Annotated in this window: 20 protein-coding genes; 9 read left to right on the top strand and 11 right to left on the bottom strand. The window is 48.0% G+C overall.

What is annotated here, in order from left to right; translation table 11 throughout:
* Positions 1–30: 30 nt before the first annotated feature.
* The gene (gene bufA2, locus OCU43_RS19060; protein ID WP_217647473.1) at positions 31–492 is read right to left on the bottom strand and encodes a BufA2 family periplasmic bufferin-type metallophore; all 462 of its coding nucleotides are present in this window, start codon (positions 490–492) and stop codon (positions 31–33) included.
* Positions 493–843: 351 nt separating this feature from the next.
* Here bufA2 and OCU43_RS19055 point away from each other — a divergent pair, with 351 nt between their 5' ends.
* The gene (locus OCU43_RS19055; RefSeq protein ID WP_091361150.1) at positions 844–1806 is read left to right on the top strand and encodes a DUF6635 family protein; all 963 of its coding nucleotides are present in this window, start codon (positions 844–846) and stop codon (positions 1804–1806) included.
* Here the strand turns inward: OCU43_RS19055 and OCU43_RS19050 are convergent.
* The 3 genes from OCU43_RS19050 to OCU43_RS19040 form a co-directional block, all read right to left on the bottom strand.
* Entirely contained in the window at positions 1801–4239 is a 2439-nt protein-coding gene (locus OCU43_RS19050) for a putative bifunctional diguanylate cyclase/phosphodiesterase (RefSeq protein ID WP_245756627.1), read from the bottom strand. The two genes, OCU43_RS19055 and OCU43_RS19050, sit on opposite strands and share 6 nt — an antisense overlap.
* Positions 4240–4290: 51 nt before the next feature.
* Positions 4291–5037 (bottom strand): substrate-binding periplasmic protein, encoded by a 747-nt coding sequence (locus OCU43_RS19045; RefSeq protein WP_091361152.1) that lies wholly within the window; start codon positions 5035–5037, stop codon positions 4291–4293.
* 265 nt (positions 5038–5302) lie between these two features.
* Positions 5303–5674: a YacL family protein gene (locus OCU43_RS19040; RefSeq protein WP_175483593.1), complete on the bottom strand. Its 372-nt coding sequence runs from the start codon at positions 5672–5674 to the stop codon at positions 5303–5305.
* A 332-nt stretch (positions 5675–6006) separates the two neighbouring features.
* On the opposite strand from OCU43_RS19040, the gene OCU43_RS19035 reads away from it, so the two are divergent.
* The 3 genes from OCU43_RS19035 to OCU43_RS19025 all read left to right on the top strand — a co-directional run bounded on the left by OCU43_RS19035 (position 6007) and on the right by OCU43_RS19025 (position 8824).
* Complete coding sequence (locus OCU43_RS19035; RefSeq protein WP_091361156.1) at positions 6007–6963, top strand: sensor domain-containing diguanylate cyclase; 957 nt, start codon at positions 6007–6009, stop codon at positions 6961–6963.
* 365 nt (positions 6964–7328) lie between these two features.
* Positions 7329–7820 carry a hypothetical protein gene (locus OCU43_RS19030; RefSeq protein WP_091361159.1) on the top strand — a complete coding sequence of 164 codons (492 nt, stop codon included), beginning with the start codon at positions 7329–7331 and terminating at the stop codon, positions 7818–7820.
* A gap of 143 nt (positions 7821–7963) precedes the next feature.
* On the top strand, positions 7964–8824 hold the full coding sequence (locus OCU43_RS19025) for an AraC family transcriptional regulator (protein WP_091361161.1): 861 nt from the start codon (positions 7964–7966) through the stop codon (positions 8822–8824).
* A 231-nt stretch (positions 8825–9055) separates the two neighbouring features.
* On the opposite strand, the gene OCU43_RS19020 is transcribed toward OCU43_RS19025, so the two are convergent.
* The 4 genes from OCU43_RS19020 to OCU43_RS19005 all read right to left on the bottom strand — a co-directional run bounded on the left by OCU43_RS19020 (position 9056) and on the right by OCU43_RS19005 (position 11496).
* Entirely contained in the window at positions 9056–9643 is a 588-nt protein-coding gene (locus OCU43_RS19020; RefSeq protein WP_091361163.1) for a CBS domain-containing protein, read from the bottom strand.
* A 55-nt stretch (positions 9644–9698) separates the two neighbouring features.
* Entirely contained in the window at positions 9699–10043 is a 345-nt protein-coding gene (locus OCU43_RS19015) for a hypothetical protein (protein WP_091361166.1), read from the bottom strand.
* Between the two features lie 375 nt (positions 10044–10418).
* On the bottom strand, positions 10419–10814 hold the full coding sequence (locus tag OCU43_RS19010) for an MAPEG family protein (protein ID WP_091361168.1): 396 nt from the start codon (positions 10812–10814) through the stop codon (positions 10419–10421).
* Positions 10815–10905: 91 nt separating this feature from the next.
* Complete coding sequence (locus OCU43_RS19005) at positions 10906–11496, bottom strand: TetR/AcrR family transcriptional regulator (RefSeq protein ID WP_217647474.1); 591 nt, start codon at positions 11494–11496, stop codon at positions 10906–10908.
* 241 nt (positions 11497–11737) lie between these two features.
* On the opposite strand from OCU43_RS19005, the gene OCU43_RS19000 reads away from it, so the two are divergent.
* Positions 11738–12304 carry an HD domain-containing protein gene (locus OCU43_RS19000; protein WP_217647475.1) on the top strand — a complete coding sequence of 189 codons (567 nt, stop codon included), beginning with the start codon at positions 11738–11740 and terminating at the stop codon, positions 12302–12304.
* 173 nt (positions 12305–12477) lie between these two features.
* Here OCU43_RS19000 and OCU43_RS18995 read toward each other — a convergent pair whose 3' ends face one another.
* Positions 12478–13122 carry an alpha/beta hydrolase gene (locus OCU43_RS18995; protein WP_091361174.1) on the bottom strand — a complete coding sequence of 215 codons (645 nt, stop codon included), beginning with the start codon at positions 13120–13122 and terminating at the stop codon, positions 12478–12480.
* A 380-nt stretch (positions 13123–13502) separates the two neighbouring features.
* On the bottom strand, positions 13503–13808 hold the full coding sequence (locus tag OCU43_RS18990; RefSeq protein ID WP_091361176.1) for a HigA family addiction module antitoxin: 306 nt from the start codon (positions 13806–13808) through the stop codon (positions 13503–13505).
* A 404-nt stretch (positions 13809–14212) separates the two neighbouring features.
* On the opposite strand from OCU43_RS18990, the gene OCU43_RS18985 reads away from it, so the two are divergent.
* The 4 genes from OCU43_RS18985 (at position 14213) to OCU43_RS18970 (ending at position 19624) form a co-directional block, all read left to right on the top strand.
* Positions 14213–14770: an RDD family protein gene (locus tag OCU43_RS18985; RefSeq protein WP_091361178.1), complete on the top strand. Its 558-nt coding sequence runs from the start codon at positions 14213–14215 to the stop codon at positions 14768–14770.
* Positions 14771–15015: 245 nt separating this feature from the next.
* Positions 15016–15489, top strand: a complete 474-nt coding sequence (locus tag OCU43_RS18980) for a hypothetical protein (protein WP_139203220.1) — start codon at positions 15016–15018, stop codon at positions 15487–15489.
* Between the two features lie 384 nt (positions 15490–15873).
* Positions 15874–16446: a DUF2726 domain-containing protein gene (locus OCU43_RS18975; protein WP_091361181.1), complete on the top strand. Its 573-nt coding sequence runs from the start codon at positions 15874–15876 to the stop codon at positions 16444–16446.
* 118 nt (positions 16447–16564) lie between these two features.
* Positions 16565–19624, top strand: a complete 3060-nt coding sequence (locus tag OCU43_RS18970; protein WP_091361183.1) for an anti-phage protein — start codon at positions 16565–16567, stop codon at positions 19622–19624.
* A gap of 195 nt (positions 19625–19819) precedes the next feature.
* On the opposite strand, the gene OCU43_RS18965 is transcribed toward OCU43_RS18970, so the two are convergent.
* The gene (locus OCU43_RS18965; protein ID WP_091361185.1) at positions 19820–22681 is read right to left on the bottom strand and encodes a valine--tRNA ligase; all 2862 of its coding nucleotides are present in this window, start codon (positions 22679–22681) and stop codon (positions 19820–19822) included.
* Between the last annotated feature and the right edge of the window lie 411 nt (positions 22682–23092).

Genomic DNA, 23092 nt, shown 5'->3' with positions numbered 1-23092 from the left:
CAGGTAAAGCGTTTAGTCGTAGAGCTTCGCTTACTTAGTTGTGCCACCGATATCCGCACAGGATTTTGCAGTGGTCAAAACAAAACCAGTGCCTTTGCATGAACCGTGACCGGCACAGGCGTTATCTGCTGTTTTGCAGTCATTATGGCCTTTACAGACGTTCACGCCAAAGCATTGGGTAAGCTCTGCTTTAGCAATCTGATCCCGCCAGTCATCCCGCACCTTACCACCGGCATCGGTACAGGCTTTAGTTGGCATGGTAACAAAACCCTGTCCTTTACAGGACCCCATCCCTTTACAGGCATTGTTAGCGGTTTTGCAATCGTTATGGCCCTTACAGCTGTTGATCCCGTAGCAGTGCCCAAGTTCGACAGTATCGGTTGGTGCCGCGGTAGACGAGTTTGCGGCATTTGCCCCCATACAGCCGGCCAGACCTGCTGCCGCCATGGCGATAGCGGCACCGGAAAGTTTGGTTTTCATATTGGTGATCATTGTTATTCTTCCTCTGGTTTTGTGGTGGCCTCCTGCCTGGTCGGGCTGATCAGATCACTGATCACGGAGGCCCGTAAAAAGTAGTTTCTCAAACGGTGAAATCCAGACACCTTCAATGGATGCCAGACCAGTATTGATGATTAACTTGAAATGAACCTGAAAATCCGGCATCTGATTTCTGGTTTATGAATTTTTAATAACAGGGGCCTGTCATTGTTATCTGAAGTCGCTACACTATTTAGCCGATCCATCCAGTCGATAACATCGTGGGCATCAGCATTCCCCCCAGACCAATATCCGGAAGTGCTGGTGATGTTTTTTGTGTCAACGTGATCAGAATTTTAGGGCATCATGCAACCGTCAGACTCAGATAAGCAGGCAGTAGGCGAAGCGGATATTCAGCAGGCGGTTGTCGCAGGTATCCAGACGTACTTTCAACAGTGCCGGAAACGGGTTCCAGGTTTCATCGAACGACATTTTAGCTATCCGGCGGCGCTCGAAACCAACCGGGTAGCGTTTGGCTCTGATGTTTTACGAGCACCGGTGAATCTGTTCTGGGCACCGCTGTTTGCTCTGGTGAGTCTGATTCGCTTTTGTGTCGGCCGGTTTCCCCGGCTAGGCTGGTTATACCGTTTGCTGGGACGTTTCCCGGCGGGGTTTACCACCCGGGTGCAGACCCATATCAGTGAGCTGGTGCTCAGTGATCTGTTGCAGCACAATCAGCCCCACGCCTCGCTGAGCTGGTGCATAACCGAAGAGCTGAGGACGCTATATCAGCGGGGCGGTATGTCGTGTGTCAATATTGAACAGTTTCATACCCGGATGGAACCGGTTATCGAGGAAGCCCTGACCCAGTATCGCATCACCCGCACTGCGTCGGCTGATATCACTAACACTCTCTCCTGCACTGTGCTGGGCGCGTTTGCCTTTCAGAAATTTACCCCGGGAGGGATCGGTATCGCGCTGATGCTGGCGACGATTATCAGCACAAAACTGGCCGCCAGTGAGTTTATTCTGGGGGAAACCCTGGGCAATCTCTATTACAGTGTATTCCCGCCATCACCCTCTTTAGGGGTGACGGTGGCCACTATTGCCGGGGTGTTGTCCCTGTTATCTGCACTGGCTGCACTGTCCGGTGTTATCTCTGATCCGGTACAGGCGGCCACCGGGTTGCATCGTTACCGGCTTAATAAGATGCTCGGTCATATGGAGCAGGACATGTTGCAGCATAGCAGCAACAGCTTCCGCCCGAAAGATCAGTACCTTGCCCGGATTATGGAGTGTTTTGATCTGATTCGGGCAGGGGTGTTATGAATTGTTTAACTCTGACAGTTGAGATTCCACTGAGGCGCAGAGTTTCTGATAAAACTGTTTAGCATCGAGTGGTTTGGAAAACAGATAGCCCTGAAAACAGTTACAGCCCAGCTCCATCAAGGCGCTTCTTTCATTCAGGGTCTCTACACCCTCGGCGATCACCGTCAGATTCAGCCGGTCAGCGGTGGCGATAATCACCTCGACAATAGCAGCCAGTTCCGAAGAGGGACGCAGGCCCGTAACAAAAGAGCGATCAATCTTCAGGATATCCAGCGGCAGGTAGTGCAGGTATCGCAGTGATGAATAGCCGGTGCCAAAATCATCGATCGCAAAGGAGATGCCCCGCTGTTTTAACAGTTTCATCTTGTTGCTGGCGATCTCAAAATTGTTCAGCAACATATTTTCAGTAATCTCCAGCTCTATCTGAAGCCCGGGAATGCCTGTCTGGTCCAGCATCTCCAGTACACGATCAACAAAATCAACCTGCATAAACTGCAATGGGCTGATATTGATAGCCAGGCGTTTGAATGACTCCGGTAGTCCCTGCTCACGCCAGGCCGCCAGCTGTTGCAGCGCTTGCAGTAAAACCCAGTTACCGATCTCAACTATCTGACCACTCTCTTCAGCGATATGGATAAAACATCCCGGTAAAATAATACCTTTATCCGGGTGTCTCCAACGCAGCAGTACTTCGGCACCGAGAATCTGGTCCGCGCTGTTAACCTGGGGTTGAAACCACAGTTCGAACTCATGGTTGTTAAGCGCCTGATGCAGCCCTTTTTCCACCTCCAGCCTTTCCTGTGCGGAGGATTGCATCTCCGGGTCGAAAAACTGAAAGCTGTTACGTCCCAGCGTTTTTACCCGGTAGAGGGCGGTGTCGGCATGGCGCAGGGTTTCTGCCGCACTGTTATGTTTATCCGGAAAAACGGCGATGCCGATACTGGTGCTACAGAATAGCTGGTGGTTATCCACTTCAAACGGGACTACCAGCTCTGCCAGAATTTGCAGGGCACAGTTGGCGGCGGTCTCAGCACAGAGTTCGGCTGAACTCCCGGTATCGGGCAGTAGCGCCACAAACTCATCTCCGCCAAAGCGGGCACAGGTCGCATTCTCAGGCAGTATCTGAATCAGTCGCTTTGCCACCTCACAGAGAATCGCATCACCGATCGAATGCCCCAGCGAGTCATTGATGGTTTTAAAACGATCCAGATCCAGATACAGCACCGCACCATAGCGCTGATTGTCCTGATGGAATTTCATGGCGGTTTTCAGTCGGTCGATAAACAGTCGGCGGTTAGCCAGCCCGGTCAGGGTGTCAAAGAACGCCAGCTCATAGATCTGTTTTTCCGCTTCTTTTCTGACCGAAATATCCCGGGCCAGAATCAGAATATAGTCGTTATCATCGAGGCACATCCGGATGCAACGGGCCTCAATGGGGAAGGTGTCACCCTGAGTACTGATCTGAATATCTTCAATTGTACTGACCTGTTTCTCTTCAATCGTTGTAAACAGGATCTGCAGTGATTCGGTTGAATAGTTGTTGCTGAATTCCGCCAGGGAGCGACCGGTAAAGGCTGCTTCGTTACATTTGAGGGAGTCCGCTGCCTGATGGTTGGCCCGCACAATTGAACCATCAGGCAGACAGAGAAACATCGCATCACCAGCATTATCCATCAGTGAACGGGACAAATGTTCACTTTTGGAGAGACGCTCAATTGTGTCGTTGAGTTGATCCGTTTTATCTTTTCGCTCCTCCCAGAGGCGGGCAAAGCCTGTGGCCAGCTCACCCAGTTCGTCGGGTTTATCATAGGGCAGGGGCGGGCAGCTCTCACTTTGCCGCAGTTGATTAACCCAGTGGGCAATATCCAGAATAGGCTGAGACAGATAACGATAGATTAACAGTAAAAAAATAGTTGCCAGAATCAGGCTTGAAATCAGGCCCACGGAGAGGCTGGTCATGGCGCGGCGAACATAGTTATTAGCGATATGGGCGGTGTCCAGGTCAATCACCAGCCGGGCATCATCCTGATCAGACGGGTTGATGCTTAAGGGTTCCTCGATGTGACTGTTGATCTGAAACAGATGGTTCCCCAGCGAGGCTAGCCATGTTTTCGCGACTGGCTGACGGATCCTTTCGGCGAGCTTGTCGCCAAAGTCATCGATGATTGCAGCATGGTAGATAAAGGGGTTGGATATCAGCGTTGAGGTAATCTCTTCTGCCTGGGCATCATCCAGATTATACACAGCACGGGCGGCAGACTCTTTATGTAACTGGGTAATCTGCGAAACGGTGAGCTGGAGATGATGTTTTTCCAGATCAAAATCATTGTAGATCTGCCAACCGGTGGAGATCATCCCCAGTACTAAGGAGATGAGTAAAACAGACCTTGCCTGCTTAAAGGCGAGACGATGAATAAATTTAAAACGCAACATTACACCCCCGGTAATGGCAGCAACAAAATTGCCAATCCGTTTAGCGCCTGATCAGTTATATTTTTTATATATCGCATCAAACTCTCCAGAATGTTTAATTTTATTGAGCCCACTGTTGAACTGTTCTAACAGTGTCTGGCTGTCAGGGTAAAGCCTGCTGAGACAGAGGTGTAAGGGGGTGCTCTCAATATCCTCAAACCGGTGGAAAGCAATCTTATCCTGCAGGCCGAGGTTCTGGGCATGATAGAGGGATGGCAGTTTGCCGTTATAAAACAGATCAACATTGCGGTACACCACCGAACGGATGCCGCTGTCTATATCGGGGGTGACGGAATGACGCAGGTTGTGTTGACTAAGCTGCTGAGACTGACCCCAGTCAGCCACGGCGATCACCTCATAGCCCTGAATATCTGATAAGTGAGACAGGTTGTGGGAATCAAAATCCCGGGAGGTTACTGCTCCCCAGATATTTTCACTAATCGGCTCGCTAAACAGCATGAATTTCTCTCTGGGTGCATTTCGGGCACAGGAAAGGGTGCCGGCCACTCTGCCGTGTTCCATGTTTTTAAGGATGCGTTTCCAGGGGGCTTCGGTGATGATCGCTTCAATGCCTACGGCGGCAAACGCCGCAGTGACAACCTCTACATCGATACCGCGGATAGTGTTTTGCGGCTCAATAATGGTATAGGGGGGGAAATTAACCGTATAAAGCTCTAGCTGATGACCACCGGCAGCAGCAACGTAGCTCAGTGATGTCAGTAAGACAGCCAAAACCGATTTGTGTAAACGTGAAAACATTCAGATCCCTCTCAAATGTAAACAGATGCTTGTTTTGTACCTATATATTCGGGGCCTTTTGATGACAAAACAAGACTGACCGGGCTATAAAGTGACCAGAATGGCTGTTTACTACAGGCTATATACATTACATCGATATAGGTCTGCCTACGGTTTACAACCTGATCTTTGAGAATAGTCGCTTAAGCGACTTTTGGCGAATGCAAAGCCCTAAGGGGGCTGAACGAATTAACAGCGTCAGCCCACACCCGTTGCCCGGCCGGGCTTACTCTGTTGAGGTAAACTGCTGCCAGCCATCAATAATCTCAATAAAATCATCCAGGCCACAGCTGGCCGTTGACTGTTGGTCATAGAACACCAGATTATCTTCCGGTTGTTGCTCTTCAAATGCTGAATCCAGTGCGTGAGCTCGCACCACGGCTTCATCCCGGGTGAGCAGGAGGTTGTATTCCGCCCCCTCCATCAGATAATCGATTCGCTGATGGTTTTTCAACTCTGCGATAATCTCCAGCAGCTCAGTAATAACTGGCTGGCGGCTGCGTAACTCATAGGTCAGCCAGTACCCCAGTGCTTCATGACCCATCGAAAACTCAGCCCGGAAAGCACCGTATATATCGTGGGTGAAGTCGTAGTCCACAGTATTACTCTCCAGGCTCATTTTTTATAGATTAAATTAGTAATAGATTGTGCTTTAGTCAGCATGACCCATCGAACATCTATTTAGTCGGAATGGATGGGGAGCATAGCACAGGCTACCAGAATAGAGCAGCGGTAAGCCTGCTGTCGTGTCGTTGGACATATCTGCAGCACGCGTTTCTCATTCTGATAGTAAAAAATATATTTAGGTCCCAGTTTAAGTTTTTGAACGTTTATCAGAGACAGAGCTGGGGTATATTTGGAGCCTGGGTTTGTTGTTAGCTGGTCGGGGAACGCACTTGCCAGCTTTGAGGTTTTCAGGAGTTTGACCGCATGATAGAACAGGATGACGACATATATAGAACATTGCTCGAATCAACGAAGGCGATCCCCTGGAAAATAAACTGGGAAACCAAAGCTTTCGAGTATATAGGCCCTCAGATTGAGACGTTGCTGGGCTGGCGTCAGGATAGCTGGACGAGTGCCCAGGACTGGATCGATCGTATCCATGAGGAGGACCGTGAACAAACTGCTCATAACTGCATCAATCTGTGTGAAAACGGGATTGATCATGAAGCAGACTATCGCGCTCTGACCGCAGATGGCGAGTATGTCTGGGTGCGTGATGTTGTCCATGTGATTCGCAAGAATGGCGTTACCACCGACCTGGTAGGGTTTATTTTCGATATCTCTGAGCGTAAAGCGATGGAGGAGGCGTTACAGCAGGCCAATGAAAAGCTCGAAGCGCTCTCCTATCTCGATGGGCTGACCGGTGTACCCAACCGCAGACTATACGACAAAACGCTGGAGCGTGAATGGGAGCATGCAGTACGTACGGCAACCGCGGTTTCGTTAGTCGTTATCGATATCGATCACTTTAAAGACTACAACGATCAGTACGGTCATATTCAGGGCGATGAATGCCTTAAACAGGTGGCTGAAGCGCTACAGAAGGTTGCCGTCAAATCAACCGATTTCTTTGCCCGTTATGGCGGTGAAGAGTTTGTACTGCTGCTGCCTGATACCGGGCAGGATGCTGCCCGCGATATAGCAGAACAGTGTCGGCGCAGGGTTCTCGAACTGGCGATAGAGCATCCGGCATCAACGGCAGGCCATCTGCTCACTATCAGCGCCGGAGTCGCTTCAATGATACCAACCGAAGACGATCCGTTAGACGACCTTTTTTCGACCGCTGATCGTATGCTGTACCAGGCTAAGCGCAATGGTCGCAACCGGTTTGCCTGCAGCTGGTCGCAAGGTGTGGCGCGAAAAGAGCGTGAGAGTTGTTAGAACGTTTCTGCCAATGGTTAGATGTGACTGCGTCGCTCGCCAGGAAAAGCTGAAGCCCGGCAGAGCCACAAATTTGGGAAATTTGTCTTTGGTTTGTTATTGAACAGATAAAAGCACAGTATCACTCTCGAGTTCTTCGCTTAATCTGACTGCTAGCCAGTCGCGTAGCGACGTTCTGGCAACGACTTTTTTCTGTTCACATTCTGAGTAATATTCTGGAATCTTTATCTTGAGCTTGCCCCGGGGCGGGGCTAAATTTAAGGCCTCACTCTGCACCAGATTGTAGGCAGTCAATCAGTTGTTGGTCATGGAGACCTTTGGAAATGAGGCGCTGATCGCCTTATCAATAGGGAGTTACAACGGATATGTACTCTGACAATGGTTATTTTTGGCAGGCGGTGACGCGTCTGAGTCAACGCACTGCACACACTCTTTATCTGGCAAAACTCAGTCTGACCTGCGGTGCTCTGGCCGTTTGTTTTTCTGCGCCGTTAAGCGCCACTGAATATTTTGAGAGCTTCAATACCTTCAAAAAGACTCTGGTGCCGCAATCCTCTTCGGTACCACCGTTGCAAAAGTCTCAAAGTATTATATTGAGATATAATAATTCTATTGTGAGTTTTGAGTATGATAACTGGCAACTGCAGCCCGACAGCGTTTGCTATGCGGTTAAGTTCTGCAGTCAGGCTAAACTTACGCGCTGTATGCAGGCCGCGGGTAGTTTTTTTCGTGAGACCTGTGAAACGCTGAAGCAAACCGATAGCCAGCTGCAACCAGCTCCAGAGCTTCAGCAGCTTTACTGTCAGGGAGTAAAGCAGGTCGATCGTGTTGACCCAAACGCTATATCTAACCACTAGTAAGTGCGAGGGTTGCTTGGCAACGGCCCTTACTGGTGAAGCCTCCTGATTAGCCACCGCTCTGAATATTCAGCAACAGGGATCAGGATTCTGTCCCGGCTCAGTGCGATCATCTCTCCTGCAATGAATACCGAGGAGTTTGCATGAGTCTGAAAAGGGAAGACCCGCGCATCAGCCGGGTGTGTGATTATATAAATCAGAATCTGGATATTGAGCTATCGATAGAGCAGTTGAGCGGCGTTGCTGCACTGTCGAAATACCACTTCCATCGGCTGTTTTCGGCGTTTACCGGCGTCAGTGTGGTGCGCTTTATTCAGCTGATGCGTTTAAAGCGAGCCTCATTCCGGTTAGCCTTCGAGCCGCAGCTGCGGATTATTGATATCGCGTATGAAGCGGGGTTTGACAGCCCTGAAGCATTTTCCCGGGCGTTTAAACGAACCTTTGGACAATCTCCCAGCGGATTCAGAGCATCACCGGAGTGGCCAGAATGGCACTCTAAATTCCAGTTTGATATGCCTTCAGGAGGCGTGCTGAAAATGAATGTTGAGATTGTGGATTTTACAGAAACACCGGTTGCCCTGGTTGAGCATAAAGGCCCCAGAGAGCAGGTGTTAGATACGGTGGGTCGCTTTGTCGCCTGGCGTAAAGAGACCGGATTGTCCCCGGTGAAAACCAGTCAAACCTTTGGTGTCCCTTACAGTGACCCCAATACGACAAAACCGGAAGATTTCCGTTTCGATGTGTGTGGCTCTTTTGCGGGAGAGGTGCCTGACAATAGCTTTGGTGTGAAGTCCGGGGTTATTCCGGGAGGTCGCTGTGCGGTGGTTCAACATCGCGGTAGCCACGATAATATTGATGAGAGTATCTATTACCTGTATCGCAACTGGCTGCCCGATAGTGGTGAGGAGCTGCGGGACTATCCCTGCTTTTTCCAATACCGGAACTTTATCCACGAAGTGGATGAATGTGACCTGTTAACGGATATTTTTCTGCCGCTTAAATAGTCAGACCCGATATTTACTGAATAAAAAGCCCGGTAGAGATACCGGGCTTTGATAAACGAGTCGTCTACTCCAGTAGATTCAGACTCGTTATTCTACTGCCCGGACATCACCCCGGGCAGTAGCCCCCTCAAGTCGAATCTTTAGCGTTGTCTATTATGCTCTTGCTAGCCACTAACAAGCGGCGAAGCCGCGTCTAGCCAGTCGCGTAGCGACGATCTAGCCTCTGCTCTATCAAGTATCCCGTCCGGCAAACAGCACATCCACCACTTCACGGAAATTGGAAGCCCGTTTGGAAATCTCCACTGGCACTTTCAGCCGGCGGGCAATATCACTGGAAGAGATGACGCCACGAATTTCGTGATTCAGCTGATTGACTACCAGCATATGCGGGGTCCCGGCGTGCTGTAGTGTCCGCAACAGGTCGCCGATGCTGGCATGGGTTATCTCAGAGAGAGGGATCGCATGCAGTTTTTCACGGTGCGTCATCACCTCTTTGATGGAGATATCATGACGTTTCAAACCGGCAGAGGTTGCAATACTCATGGCCGAACGGCTTTCAAGATCAGCAATGGTCAGCAGACCACGAAAGTTTTCATCTTTATCGATTACCAGAACGGAGCGAACATGGACCTTACGCATCATCTGGCGGGCTTCATCGATGGATACATCCTGTTCCATCATCAATGGCTGAACCTTTTCAAAGTCGGTCATCACTTCGATGGCCGGAGTGTCCAGCGTGTATTCAAGTAGTTCTTCCGGACGTGCGATATGGTCGGAAGCACCCAGCAGAATAGTTTTTAGTTCGTTATAGTTATTCATAGCATAATCCTGTCTCAAAAAAGACCTGTCATCAGGTATATAAAAACGATGAATATTAGCTAAAAGCGGGTGGAGCTCTGGTTGATGGGATTGTCCAGCGAACGCTGGAGGTTAGGGGGACTTCAATCGAAAGCGGGAAAAATCCGGGGCTTTGCAGAGCGATGTTAGTCTCAGTAACAGGCAGTAGGTCACAGGGCTGGTCGCCACTATCAACATCTGTCAGCAAGAGCTGCTCACAGCCAATACCATCATTAACTGAAATAAGTTGTTCAGCTAACGGTTCAAACAGCTGTATACGTGATTGCATCGCCATCAGCACCAGCAAAAGTAATAATGCAAACCACCGTTGTCTGGAGTGGCGCATAGCGCTGGATGAGGAAATACTGAGTGCGTGCTTCATGATCTCAGTGTAGGCCAAAATCTGAAGCGGGGGAATCCTGAAATGAAAAATTATAGTTCTGAATTAGCTCGCAAAAAGCGCGAGAGTGGCCAGAACGGGCTCGCAAAGAACGCGAGAGTGGCTAGAACGGAAACTGCGTTTCCTGCTAGTGGTTAGACGCGACTGCGTCGCTTGCTAGAAAGAGCCGTCGCTCGAACGTCGCTTCGCGTGCTCGCATAAAGCGCGAGAGTGGCTAGAATGGAAACTTCGTTTCCTGCTAGTGGTTAGACGCGACTGCGTCGCTTGCTAGGGAAGAGCCGTCGCTCGAAAGAGCAAAAGCCTGCGCAGGTTCTTCAGGGATCAGTTGGTTGTGGCCACTCTGCAAAGCGCTCGGAGTTATGATAATAGCGATAACAGCAAGGTCACCTGACAACCAACGCCGACCAGAAAGGCGACTGTTCTTAGTGGGATAGGAAAGCCAAATATACTAAAGCCATAATGGCCAACCCGGGTGAAAAAATAGACCATACAAGCCGTTTCCGTCGCATGGCTGCTGACGCCACTCAGATGAACCAGAATCACCAGAGGCGCAAAAATAACTAAGTTTTCAACCGCATTATTATGTGCCCTCATCGCTCTGTCGGCCCACCGGGCTTTTGGTGGCGGATCAGGCAGAGGGAACCAGGCTAAAGAGGGTGGTCCGAGCTCCTTGATACGGTTCCCAATGTAAGGAATCCAGAGAGTTGCCGTTAATGCAATGGTTAATGTCAGCCAAAATAGTTCAGTGGTCATCATATTTCCCCATTAATATCGAATAAAAATCATCGTTTAATCATTGGCATCGTGCCTGATTACTGTGTTCTGAAGAGCAGCCATATATTGGCTAACACAGAATATCGACAGCACCTGAGTACATAGCTTCCAGTGAGGTGCGCGACTCACCGCCTCTCGCTCTCACCGCCAGACTTTGCAATGTCGCGTGCAGGAGTTTAGCTACATTGTTGGCATCGCGATCTTTTGGCCAGCTTCCGTCTTGCTGGGCAGCCAGCAGACGCTTCTCAATCACGGAGTCAATTCTGTTAATAACAACTTCGAGGTCCTCCCTGATCTCTGGATGTGCCGCGGCCTCAACAACCGCTGTAGAGGTGACAAAGCAGCCAAGGGGGGCCGTACCGGTAAAATAAGTATCCAGAGCTGTGCGATAAAACTGCTTCATCGCTTTGTTTAAATCAGGTTCACCGAACAGCTCCCTATCTAACTGCTCACCCAGCTCAGCAACAAACCGGGCAAACGTCTTGCGATAAATAGAGGTTTTATTCCCAAACGCATTATAAATACTGGGGCGGTTCATCTTCATTGCAGCCGCCAGATCATCCAACGACGTGGCTGAAAGGCCTTTCGTCCAGAAAACCTGAATGGCGCTATCCAAAGCCTCGTTGTGATCATACCCAGGAGGGCGTCCACGTTTTTTCATAATTCAGTACTGCCAGAAATAAGTGATTGACACGTTTTTAAGATTGTTAATATATTATTATGCGAATCAGTACAAAAAAACAAGAGGGGATTCAATGACACTCACAAATACAAAGGCTTTGCCATCAAAGCCCTGTTTGATCTGTCGTTTTATATCAGCCGATATAACTCACGCTTATCAGCGAACACGTCGATTTATCTCGCGTGAGCAGATCCGGTATGTTGCAAGAGAGGCATACCAGGTGCCCGACTCTCAACATTGTCAGAAGGCGTTAGAGCTGGTCATGAAGTACAGCCCGGATCATCTGGTTAACCACTGCCTGCGAAGCTACGCTTTTGGTGTGGCAATGGCGCACAAGGTAAAGCAGCCCTTCGATAAAGAGGTTTTTTTTCTTGGCGCGATAATGCATGACCTTGGATTAACCCCCAAATTCGATACCGGAGACACTTTTGAGATTGATGGAGCAAAAGCCGCGAGATCATTCTGCATTGAACATCAGCTCAACACCGAAAAAGCCGATTTAGTCCACGAGATGGTTGCTCACCACAACACCGTGGGCGTTGCTCATAAACTCGATCCAGAAATTGCACTGTTACACTATGGTGCCGGGGCGGATGTCGCCGCCCTGTGGATTCGTGATATTCACAAAAAAACATTAACCGAAGTGCTATCAGAATATCCCAGACTGGATTTTAAAGAGGGGATGATCAAGCTTCTCTCCGACCAGATTGAGAGAAAACCGAACAGCTATATGGCTCCACTGATTGCGCTGGGTTTTTTGAAAAAAATTGAGAAAACACCGTTTTAGGCTCGCGCAAAGGGCGAAAGCTCGCAAAAAGCGCGAGAGTGGCTAGAACTCGCAAAAAGCGCGAGAGTGGCTAGAACGGAAACTGCGTTTCCTGCTAGTGGTTAGACGCGACTGCGTCGCTTGTTAGAAAGAGCCGTCGTTCTAAAGAGCAAAAGAAAAATCAAAACGCGTGGTCAAATCGTCTTCTGGATAAAGTTTGTGATGATTGGATACATAGTCTGGGTGATGGTGTGTGGGGTGGCTGGCAGCAGGTGTAGTTCGCTGTTGATGCCCAGTTCGGATAAGTGCTGATGGCTCTGCTGTGACTGGGTCACACTGATCACCTGATCGGCTTCACCATGAATCAGGCAGACCGGCAGAGGGTTGTCGGGGGCAGAGCAGGCGGGTGCGTGTTGGGGTAACTCGGCAAAGCGGCCGGCGATGCCGATAATACCGGCAACAGCTTCACTGCTCTGTTTCAGCCATTCCAGTGACATAATAGTGCCTTGTGAAAAACCCATTAACACAACCTTATCGAGTGGTACGCCCGCCGACGCTGCCTCATCGTGAATTAACCGATTAAATGCAGGCATCGCTTCCTGTACTCTGGCAAGCCGGTTCTCCTCGGTGACACCGATCACATCAAACCACTGAAACCCTGCAGGAGAGATTGTCGAAGGGGAGAAGCCCGCTGGAATCCGGATCTCCAGATCAGGATTGTACTGGTGCAGAGACTCACCCAGCGGCTGCAATGATTCCGGATTGGCACCCACACCGTGAAACATCAGTATCAGGGCTGCAGGTGTGGCGGTTAGAGATTCAAAACGGATAGATGGCATAGGATGGCACTTAAACTATTAAGGAACAGGGGAGTATTCTGGCATTTGGGAAGAGAGGGAACAAGTTGCTTGGAAGAGCGGTGGCTTCGCGTGCTCGCATAAAGCGCGAGAGTGGCTAGAACGGACTCGCAAAGAACGCGAGAGTGGCTAGAACGGAAACTGCGTTTCCTGCTAGTGGTTAGACGCGACTGCGTCGCTTGTTAGAAAGAGCCGTCGCTCGAACGTCGCTTCGCGACTTGCTCGTTGTTCGTGGCTCGGAAATCAAGAGCCTGCGGGATTAAGTTTTGTAGGAGGCACGCTACATGCCCTCTGGGTACTATCATGCCGATGGGAGAGCAGCCGTGGATTGAAAGAGCGATGTGAGACTGCGTTTGAATAGCCTATGCGGTTAGTTTTTCGATGGATGCATATTTCTCTGCATCGATTCCTTCATGTTCAGATTCCCACACATCAATAGCTGTTTGCATGTTCAGCCAGCTTTCCATACTGGTATCAGTGGCTTTACCCAGGCGGGTGGCCATATCTCTGGAACAGGGGATATGACCATTGATGAATAGTGACAGGTGTTTACGAGATACACCAAGCTTTCGGGCGGCATCACTGATGTTGGTTTTTAGGGGAACCAACACATCATTCAGTAATACCTGACCCGGATGGGTGGGTCTGCGATTGCGTGCTCTGCTCATTGCTTCGCTCCTGTAACCAGTTTGGTAACAATTCTAGTTTGTGTATTTGTAGACTACAACCCAATTGGTAACGGGTAGGCTCGCAAAGAGCGCGAGAGTGGCTAGAACGGAAACTGCGTTTCCTGCTAGTGGTTAGACGCGACTGCGTCGCTTGCTAGATAAGAGCCGGGGTCCGAATGTCACTCCGTGACTTGTCTGAAGTCCGACGTCTGGAAAAAAGGCCATCCCCGTTTTGGGAGGTGGGTAGTGGTTTTGTGGGCTTTCGGGGTTGAGCAGAGTATTGTCTGAGAGTAGATTCAGGCTATAACTATTCGTTCGTTACCAGATTGCGGCGGCAATCATGCAGTTGGTCATGAAGACCCAAGGATCGAAGGCGCATAGCGTCTTGTTGAAATGGATGTAATATGGAAGAAGTTCAAAGCCCTTATGCGGCTCCTCAGTCAGATCTGACACTCCCTGCTGAAGAAACTATCCCTGTTGCTGCCAGCAAAATGCGGCGATTTTTAAATTACCTCATCGACATTTTTCTAATGCAGCTTGTCCTTGGCTTTCTGATTGGGGCAGTCACAATGCTGCTCTTTGGTAATGCCGGTCTTGATTACATTGATTCGATACCCGATTACCTCTTTGGGGTCACCGTTATGGTGATCTATTACCTTATTTTTGAAGGTTTTTTTGGGGTCACTATTGGCAAACTAGTAACAGGGACCCGCATAGTAAACGACACAGGGCTCCCTCCAACTTTCGGCCAGATCCTGGGCAGAACTGTCCTCCGGATAGTCCCATTCGAACCGTTTTCATTTCTGGGTAAAACCGGCCGAGGCTGGCACGATACCGTATCGAATACTTATGTGGTCTGCATACGGGAACCCGAAAAGAAGAGGTCTGAAAACGTTGAAAGTAAAACAGACCCGACACCCGATCAACCTTCAAACGTTGTGGAAAGCCCAACGGGCAGGTAGCTTAAACAATAACAACCGTTACCATGCTGCGATGTGCAGCGCTGTTGGTCTGGACGGCCCAAGGAATGAGACGCTGCGCGTCTCGCTAAAATGGATGCAACATGGATACCTCTCTAAAGAATCGCTGTTTTTGGCTCGCGGTTCATCGTTCAAAAAAACATGACACTACTTATTTATTGCGTCAGCATTGTTTGCTGAGCCTGATAAGCTGCCTGTTTATACCGCAGGCCGTCTCAGCTAATCCGTTGATTGATAGCTATGTACAGTTTAACGAGAAACTGTCCTACGCTATTTTGAAGCCGATGCGTGAGGGGATGGGGGTTGAGCTTGAATCGGTTAATGTGGACTACCACGACCAGCCGGTGAGTTTTCAATACCAGATGTGGCGGCTTCGCCCCAACAGCGTCTGCCTGCCTCAGAAAAACAAACTGCTTGAATACTCCGCCTGCACCGAAGCTGCCAGTCAGTTCTTCCGTGAAACCTGTCAGACTCTGCAACAGAAGCCCATCAGAGCAGCCCTTTATTCAAACTATAAACGCCTCTACTGCAACGCCGCCGCCAGCTACCAGCCGGTGGTCGCCAAAGTCCGTCGCTCAGAACCGATGGATGAAACCACCGCGCAGCGCCAGCAATGCTCAATGCTGACCATAAAAGCCGCCCGCACCCGGAAAAATATCGATATTTACGAACGGGATAAGGCATGCGAAGGGGATAGTTAAAGAGCCGTGGCTCGAACGTCGCTTCGCGTGCTCGCATAAAGCGCGAGAGTGGCTAGGGCTCGCAAAGAACGCGAGAGTGGCTAGACGTCACTGCGTGACTTGCTAGTCGTTAGACGCGACTTCGTCGCTTGCTAGGGAAGAGCCGAGGCCCGAACGTCACTCCGTGACTTGTCTGAAGTCCGATGTCTGGAAAAGAAAAAGCACATGCTCGTTTTGGGGAGAGGTAATCGTTTTTATTTTGGCTTAGGCTTGAGCGGAATGCTGTCTGGGAGTACATTCAGGTAATAACTATTCGTTCGTTACCAGATTGCGACAGCAATCATGCAGTTGGTCATGAAGACCCGGGGAACGAGACGCACAGCGTCTCACTGAAATGGATGTAATATGGATGCGCTGCTCTTCCCGCTACTGCTGTTAATTGCTGTGGTTATTCTGGCAGGTTTCCTTAAAAACCTGAAAGGCACTGGTTCACCTGCTAAAGATGACAGCTCAGCATTAAGCTATCGAAAAAAAGGCCCGCTATTCACCCCTGCGGAACGCTCCTTCTACGGCGTACTGCTACAAGCCATAGACAGTGACACCTACCAGTTGTTCGGCAAAGTACGGGTCGCTGACCTACTGGAACCCCAACCCAGCCGCAACCGCAGCCAGTGGCAAAAAGCCTTTAACGCGATATCTGCCAAACACTTCGACTTCGTTATCTGCAAAACCGACGACCTGACCCCCGTCGCCGCAATCGAACTCGACGATAAAACCCACAACCAGAAACACCGCCAAAAACGCGACGAACTCCTGAAAACCATCTGCAAACAAACAAACTTCCCACTCCTGCGAGTCCCCGCGCAATACGCTTATAAAACGGAAGTGTTGAAGATGATGTTGGCTAAAGAACTAGGCGGCGGTGTAGAGACGAAACAAGATGATGCTGGACTAAAAGCAGAAGGAGAGTTGGCGTGACTAGTTTTATACTGACCCCATTTATCCAATTGGTGTGTCTATTTTTAAAATTCCCCATTTGTTTTGAAATTATCACACTTTTACCGGTGTAAATCTTTTATTAAATATAGGGTTTTATATGTCTCTAATAATAGTTCATTTAAGTGATATCCATATTAAAACGGATAAAGATGGGATATTAAGCAAAGTAGAAAGCCTTGCAGATGTGGTAAGAAGCTATCAGAATAAAAAAGATTCTTGTGCGATTGTTGTTTCAGGTGATATTGCATTTAGTGGAAATAAGAGTCAATATTTGTTGGCTGCATCCTTTTTTAATGGAGTTATTGATAGAACTAAAGGCTGTTTTAGTCGAGATGTGTCTTTTGTTTTCGCCCCTGGAAATCATGATTGTGATTTTTCAGATAATCCTGTTCGAGATGTTTTGATAGATAGTTTAAAGAGCCTAGAACCAGAGTCAAATGTTAAGAGCGCAATAATTGATCAGTGTATTGCTGTGCAAGATGAATACTTTAATTTTCGAGATGCTTTTCGTGATGGTTTAGTGGAAGAAAATAAGCTGTGGTCAAAATATATCTTCAATTTTGAAGGAAAGTCAGTTTGTTTTGAATCGTTAAACTTTTCATGGTCGTCTCAAATTAGTGAACAGCAGGGAGGGTTGATATATCCGCCTTCTTTGTTTAATGGTAAGGCTGAAGAGAGTTTTGATTTGCGAATCTTTGTTTTTCATCATCCGCTTAATTGGTTTAAGCAGGGACAGTACCAAAGTTTGAGGTCTAAAGTTAGAAATTTAAGCGATATAACTTTGAGTGGTCATGAACATGTTGATAGTGTTTCTTCAACAGATGATGCGAGAGAAGGCACATCAGTATTAATTGAAGGTTGCTGTTTTCAAGAGACGGGGGATTCTAGCTTTTCTGAATTTGGAGTATTGAGTATTGATTTAAATGAATACGTTTTTTCATATGAAAAATATAGTTTTCATGATGAGAAGTATGTGAAAGTTGATACTAATTTGGCGAGGAAAATTTTTTCTAAAACCTCTGTTAATAATTCTAATAAAATTAAATTGAAAGATGAATTTATAGTTTGGCTAACTGATCCAGGAGCTAACTTCTCACATCCTTATAAAAATAAATTATTATTGTCTGATATTTTTGTATATCCGGATATTGAAGAGTTTTCTACCTCGATAGAAAGTGAAGGCTATTTTAAATCTTCCGTATTGTTGAATTATATCGAAGAGGAGGAAAAGGTTTTTATTAAGGGGTGTGAGAAAAGTGGTAAAACTTCTTTAGTTAAGTCGCTGTATTTTTTGTTTTACGAAAATGGCTATTATCCATTATTTATTGATGCAAGCAAAATAAATAGAGTGGCATCAAAAGACCTGGGGAAACTTTATGATGAAGTTATATCTGATCAGTATGGAATCGATTCTTCACAGGAGTATAAATCTCTTTCTAGAGAAAGTAGAGTAGTATTTATTGATGGGTTTGATAAAGCGAGGGTGTCAGATCGATATCAAATAAAAGTGCTTGAATATTTTTCTGATTTATTTGATAAGATCATAGTTACTGCAGATGATTTGATGGATGTGGGAGAAATTTTAATATCTGAGAGTACTGAGGTTTTGTCAGATTTTAAGCACTATAAAATTCGTCACTTTGGTAATAAATTAAGGTATGAGTTAATAAAGAAATGGAGATCTTTAGGTGATGACTATAATTTAAGTCAAAAGGAATTGTTGGTAAGAGTTGATTCTGCTGAAAAAACTCTTAATTCGGTTATTGGTAAGAATTTAGTTCCAAAAATCCCAATTTATATACTGACAATACTTCAAAGTTTAGAAAGTGGAAATAAATCAGATTTTCATAATGGAGGTCTGGGACACTATTATCATTACTTAATAACTGAGGCCCTTGGGAAAGTAAAAGTCTCTTTGGAAGAACTTGATGAGTTTTTTGGATATTTAGGCCAGTTGTCTTGGTTCTTCTATAGTCACCCTACTCCAGATTATGTTGCTCGAAGTGATATTGAAAAGTTCACAGATGTTTATTCAGAAGAATATACAAAGATTTCATGTGATGAACGAATTAGAATTTTGGTTGACGCTAGAGTTCTTATAGAAAATGGCGGCGGGCTCTCATTTTGTTATCCATATATATATTATTACTTTTTGGGGCAGTATATAGCTCAAAACATAGTGGGTAATGAAGAAATTCAAGGTGTTGTTTCAAAATGTTGCAACCACCTTTACATGAAAGAGTATTCTAATATAATTTTATTTACAATACATCATACTAAAGATAGAGATCTTGTATCTGATATAATTTCAAATCTTAAAAATATATTTGATGAACACTTACCAATTTCCTTTGATGGTGATACGGAATCTATTAGTAAATTTGTTGGTGATACTGCTTCAATGGTATATCAAGAATTAAATCCTGATGATGTTAGAATGGAAAAAAGTGAGTTTAAAGATAAGATAGAAGATAAACTTGATACTCTTGATGTTAAAGAGAGGGAATGTGAGAATGAATTAGATATTTTATCAAAAATGAATAAGATGTTTAAAATTATTGATATTCTAGGGCAGATGCTTAAAAGCTATTATGGGACTATTAGAAACTCTGATAAAAAAGATTATATGTTTGAAATTTTTAATGCGCCGCTGCGTGCTTTAAGAGATTTTTATCTATTTTTGGAAACAAATAACGATACCTTGGTTATAGAGATAGAAGAATATTTAAGGTCCAAAAATGGAGATTTGGATCCTGCTGAACGAAAAAAATTGGCTGAGATGTTTTCTTATGAAATTGTTGGGATGGTTACGACCTCATTCATAATGAAGCCCGCTGCGTCAGTTGCTTCTACAAATCTTAGATCTGTTATTCATGATGTTATTGATGAAAACTCGACCACAGCGTTTAAATTGATAAAAGTGGCGTCTGATTTAGAGTTACCTGGGTTAATTCCATTCGATCAAATATCAGATTTATCAAAAAGCACAAATGGTGATATGTTTGCGAGAAGAGTTTTGCAAACAATTGTTTTGAATCATTTGTATTTGTTTAAGGTTTCTGAGCCGGATAAGCAGAGAGTTTGCTCTATTCTTGATATTGAAATTAAGAAGCAGAGGCAGATTGAGTTTAATAATAAAGGTTCTAAAATAAAGTGATATCTGTAATTTAAATGTTGATTTTATTTGGTTGGATAGTAAAAAAAGTTTGATAATAAATTCTGATTGAGCTTGAATAAATACAAAAAGCCCAGCATCACTGCTCGGCTTTTTGCTTTTTCTAGCTACTAGCAAGCGGCGGAGCCGCGTCTAGCGAGTCGCGGAGCGACGTTCTAGCTACTTAAAATAGAATCCTCAGAGGGATTCTATTTTTCCATACTGCTCACTCAACTGCCCCAGCGAAGCCTTATACTCCGCCAGCTTCTCCCGCTCTTTAGCAACAACCGCCTCCGGCGCATTAGCCACAAACTTGTCGTTGCTCAGTTTACCTGCCAGACGTCCGGCTTCTTTCTCCAGCTTGTCCATCTCTTTCTTCAGACGGGCCAGTTCGGCGTCTTTGTCGATCAGGCCAGCCATCGGTACCAGGACCTGCATATCGCCAACCAGCTGTACCGCTGACATCGGTTCTTCATCGCCCGGGTTGAGCCAGGTGACGGAAGCCAGTGAGGCGAGTTTGGCGAGGAAGGCTTTGTTGGCTTCGAGACGGGTTTTATCGTCGGCGCTGCCGTTTTTGATCAGGATATCCAACCCTTTGGCGGGTGAGATGCCCATCTCGCCACGGATGTTACGGACGCCGGTGATAACGCCTTTCAGCCAGTTGATATCGGCTTCAGCGGCGGCATCATGTTTCGCTTCATTGGCAACCGGGTAGGGTTGCAGCATGATGGTCTCACCGTCGACACCGGCCACTCCTTTAATGGACTGCCAGATCTCTTCGGTGATGTATGGCATGATCGGGTGGGTCAGGCGCAGGATCACTTCCAGTACCCGTACCAGGGTGCGGCGGGTGCCACGCTTGGCTTCCGCTGAGGCGTTGTCATCCCACAATACCGGTTTGGACAGTTCCAGATACCAGCCACAGTATTCGTTCCAGATGAAGTCATACAGGGTCTGGGACGCCAGATCGAAACGGTATTCGTCCAGGTGTTTGGTCACTTCGGCTTCGACTTTCTGCAGCTCGCTGGCGATCCAGCGATCGGCCAGAGATAGCTCGATTTCACTATCTGATGCGAGTTGACCGCAGTCTTCACCCTCGGTGTTCATCTGCACATAACGGGCAGCGTTCCAGAGTTTGTTACAGAAGTTGCGGTAACCTTCCAGACGCTTCACATCCCAGTTGATGTCGCGGCCGGTGGAGGCCAGCGCCGCCAGGGTGAATCGCATCGCATCGGTACCGTGGGCCGCGATTCCCTCAGGAAACTGCTTTTCGGTCCGCTTGGCGATCTTCTCCGCCAGTTGTGGCTGCATCATATTACCGGTACGTTTCTCCAGCAGTTCTGGCAGGCTGATACCGTCGATCATATCCAGCGGATCAAGCACGTTACCCTTGGACTTGGACATCTTGTCGCCGTTTTCATCCCGGATCAGACCGGTGACATAAACGGTTTTGAACGGTACCTGGGGCTTGTCGTTTTCATCTTTGATCAGATGCATGGTCATCATCATCATCCGGGCAACCCAGAAGAAGATGATATCGAAGCCGGTCACCAGCACATCGGTGGGGTGGAACGTCTGCAGACGCTCGGTATTTTCCGGCCAGCCCAGGGTGCCGAAGGTCCACAGACCGGAGCTGAACCAGGTGTCCAGTACGTCATCGTCCTGACGCAGCTCTGTTTCCAGATCCAGGCCATATTTTTCCCGTGCAGCATCGGCATCTTTGGCGACGTAGACATTGCCTTCGTTATCGTAGAATGCCGGAATCCGGTGGCCCCACCACAGCTGACGGGAGATACACCAGTCCTGAATATCCCGCATCCAGGCGAAGAACATGTTTTCGTACTGCTTCGGTACAAACTTGATATCACCGTTTTCAACCGCTTCAACGGCAGGGCCGGAGAGGGTCTTGGCATCGGCAAACCACTGGTCGGTGAGCATCGGTTCGATCACCACACCGCCACGGTCACCGTAGGGGATGGTCATTGCGTTTTCTTCGATCTTCACCAGCAGACCGGCGGCTTCCATATCGGCAACGATCTCGCGACGGGCGGCGAAACGCTCCATGCCACGGTATTTTTCCGGCAGGGTTTTGTCGATCTCGTGGTTTTCGCTGCCATCGGTATTGAAGGTCTCGGCCTCATCACGGATATCGCCGTTGAGGGTAAGGATGTTGATCATCGGCAGCTTGCAGCGCTTGCCTACTTCATTATCGTTGAAGTCGTGGGCCGGGGTGATCTTCACACAACCGGAACCTTTCTCCATATCGGCGTGTTCATCGCCGACAATGGGGATGCGACGGTTAACCAGCGGCAGGATGATCTCTTTGCCGATCAGGTCTTTAAAGCGCTCATCATCCGGGTTAACGGCGACACCGGTATCACCCAGCATGGTTTCCGGACGGGTGGTACCCACCACCAGATAGTCATCACCGGCAGCGGTTTTAACACCATCCGCCAGCGGGTAACGCAGATACCACATCTTACCTTTCACTTCGCGGTTCTCCACTTCCAGATCGGAGATCGCGGTGTGCAGTTTCGGGTCCCAGTTGACCAGACGTTTGCCACGGTAGATCAGGCCTTCGTCATACAGGCGGATAAACACTTCCTGCACGGCGTTGTAGAAGCCGGAGTCCATGGTGAAACGTTCGCTTGGCCAGTCAACGGAGTCACCCAGACGGCGCATCTGGTTGGTGATCATGCCACCGGATTCCGCTTTCCACTCCCAGATCTTTTCGATAAAGGCATCGCGGCCGAGATCGTGGCGGGTTTTCTGCTCTTCGGCGGCCAGCTTACGTTCAACCACCATCTGGGTGGCGATACCGGCGTGGTCAGTACCGACCTGCCACAGTGTGTTCTTACCCTTCATCCGCTGATAACGGATCAGCGCATCCATGATGGTGTGCTGGAAAGCATGACCCATATGCAGACTGCCGGTGACATTCGGCGGCGGGATCATAATGCTGTAGGCCTCGCCTTCACCGGAGGGGGCAAAGTAACCTTTCTCTTCCCAGGTTTTGTACCAGGATTTCTCGATCTCGTGCGGCTGGTAAGTGGTATCCATTAAATGACCGTGCTCTCAAGGCTTGAATTAGTGCAAAAAAATAGTCGCATATTATAGCGCCGGGGGGCTTAAGTAGCTAGAACGGAAACTTCGTTTCCTGCTAGGAGTTAGGTACTTGCAAAAAACGCGAGAGTGGCTAGAACGGAAACTTCGTTTCCTGCTAGTGGTTAGACGCGACTGCGTCGCTTGCTAGGAAGAGCTAAGATTAAAAGCTTCTGGTGAATTGGCCGGGTATGGGTTTTATCTTTTTCTAGCAAGCGCAGCGTTCTAGCGACTAGCAGTCGCGCAGCGACGTTCTAAGGATCGGCCGCTAGACGTGCTTCGCACTTGCTAGAGGCTCGCACAAAACGCGAGAGTAGCTAGAACGGAAACGTTGTTTCCTGCTAGGAGTTAGACGCGACTGCGTCGCTT

The sequence above is a fragment of the Amphritea atlantica genome, from assembly GCF_024347255.1.
Taxonomy (GTDB): domain Bacteria; phylum Pseudomonadota; class Gammaproteobacteria; order Pseudomonadales; family Balneatricaceae; genus Amphritea; species Amphritea atlantica.
Note: the sequence above shows the minus strand (reverse complement) of the source record. Positions and strands in the feature narration are given on the sequence as shown.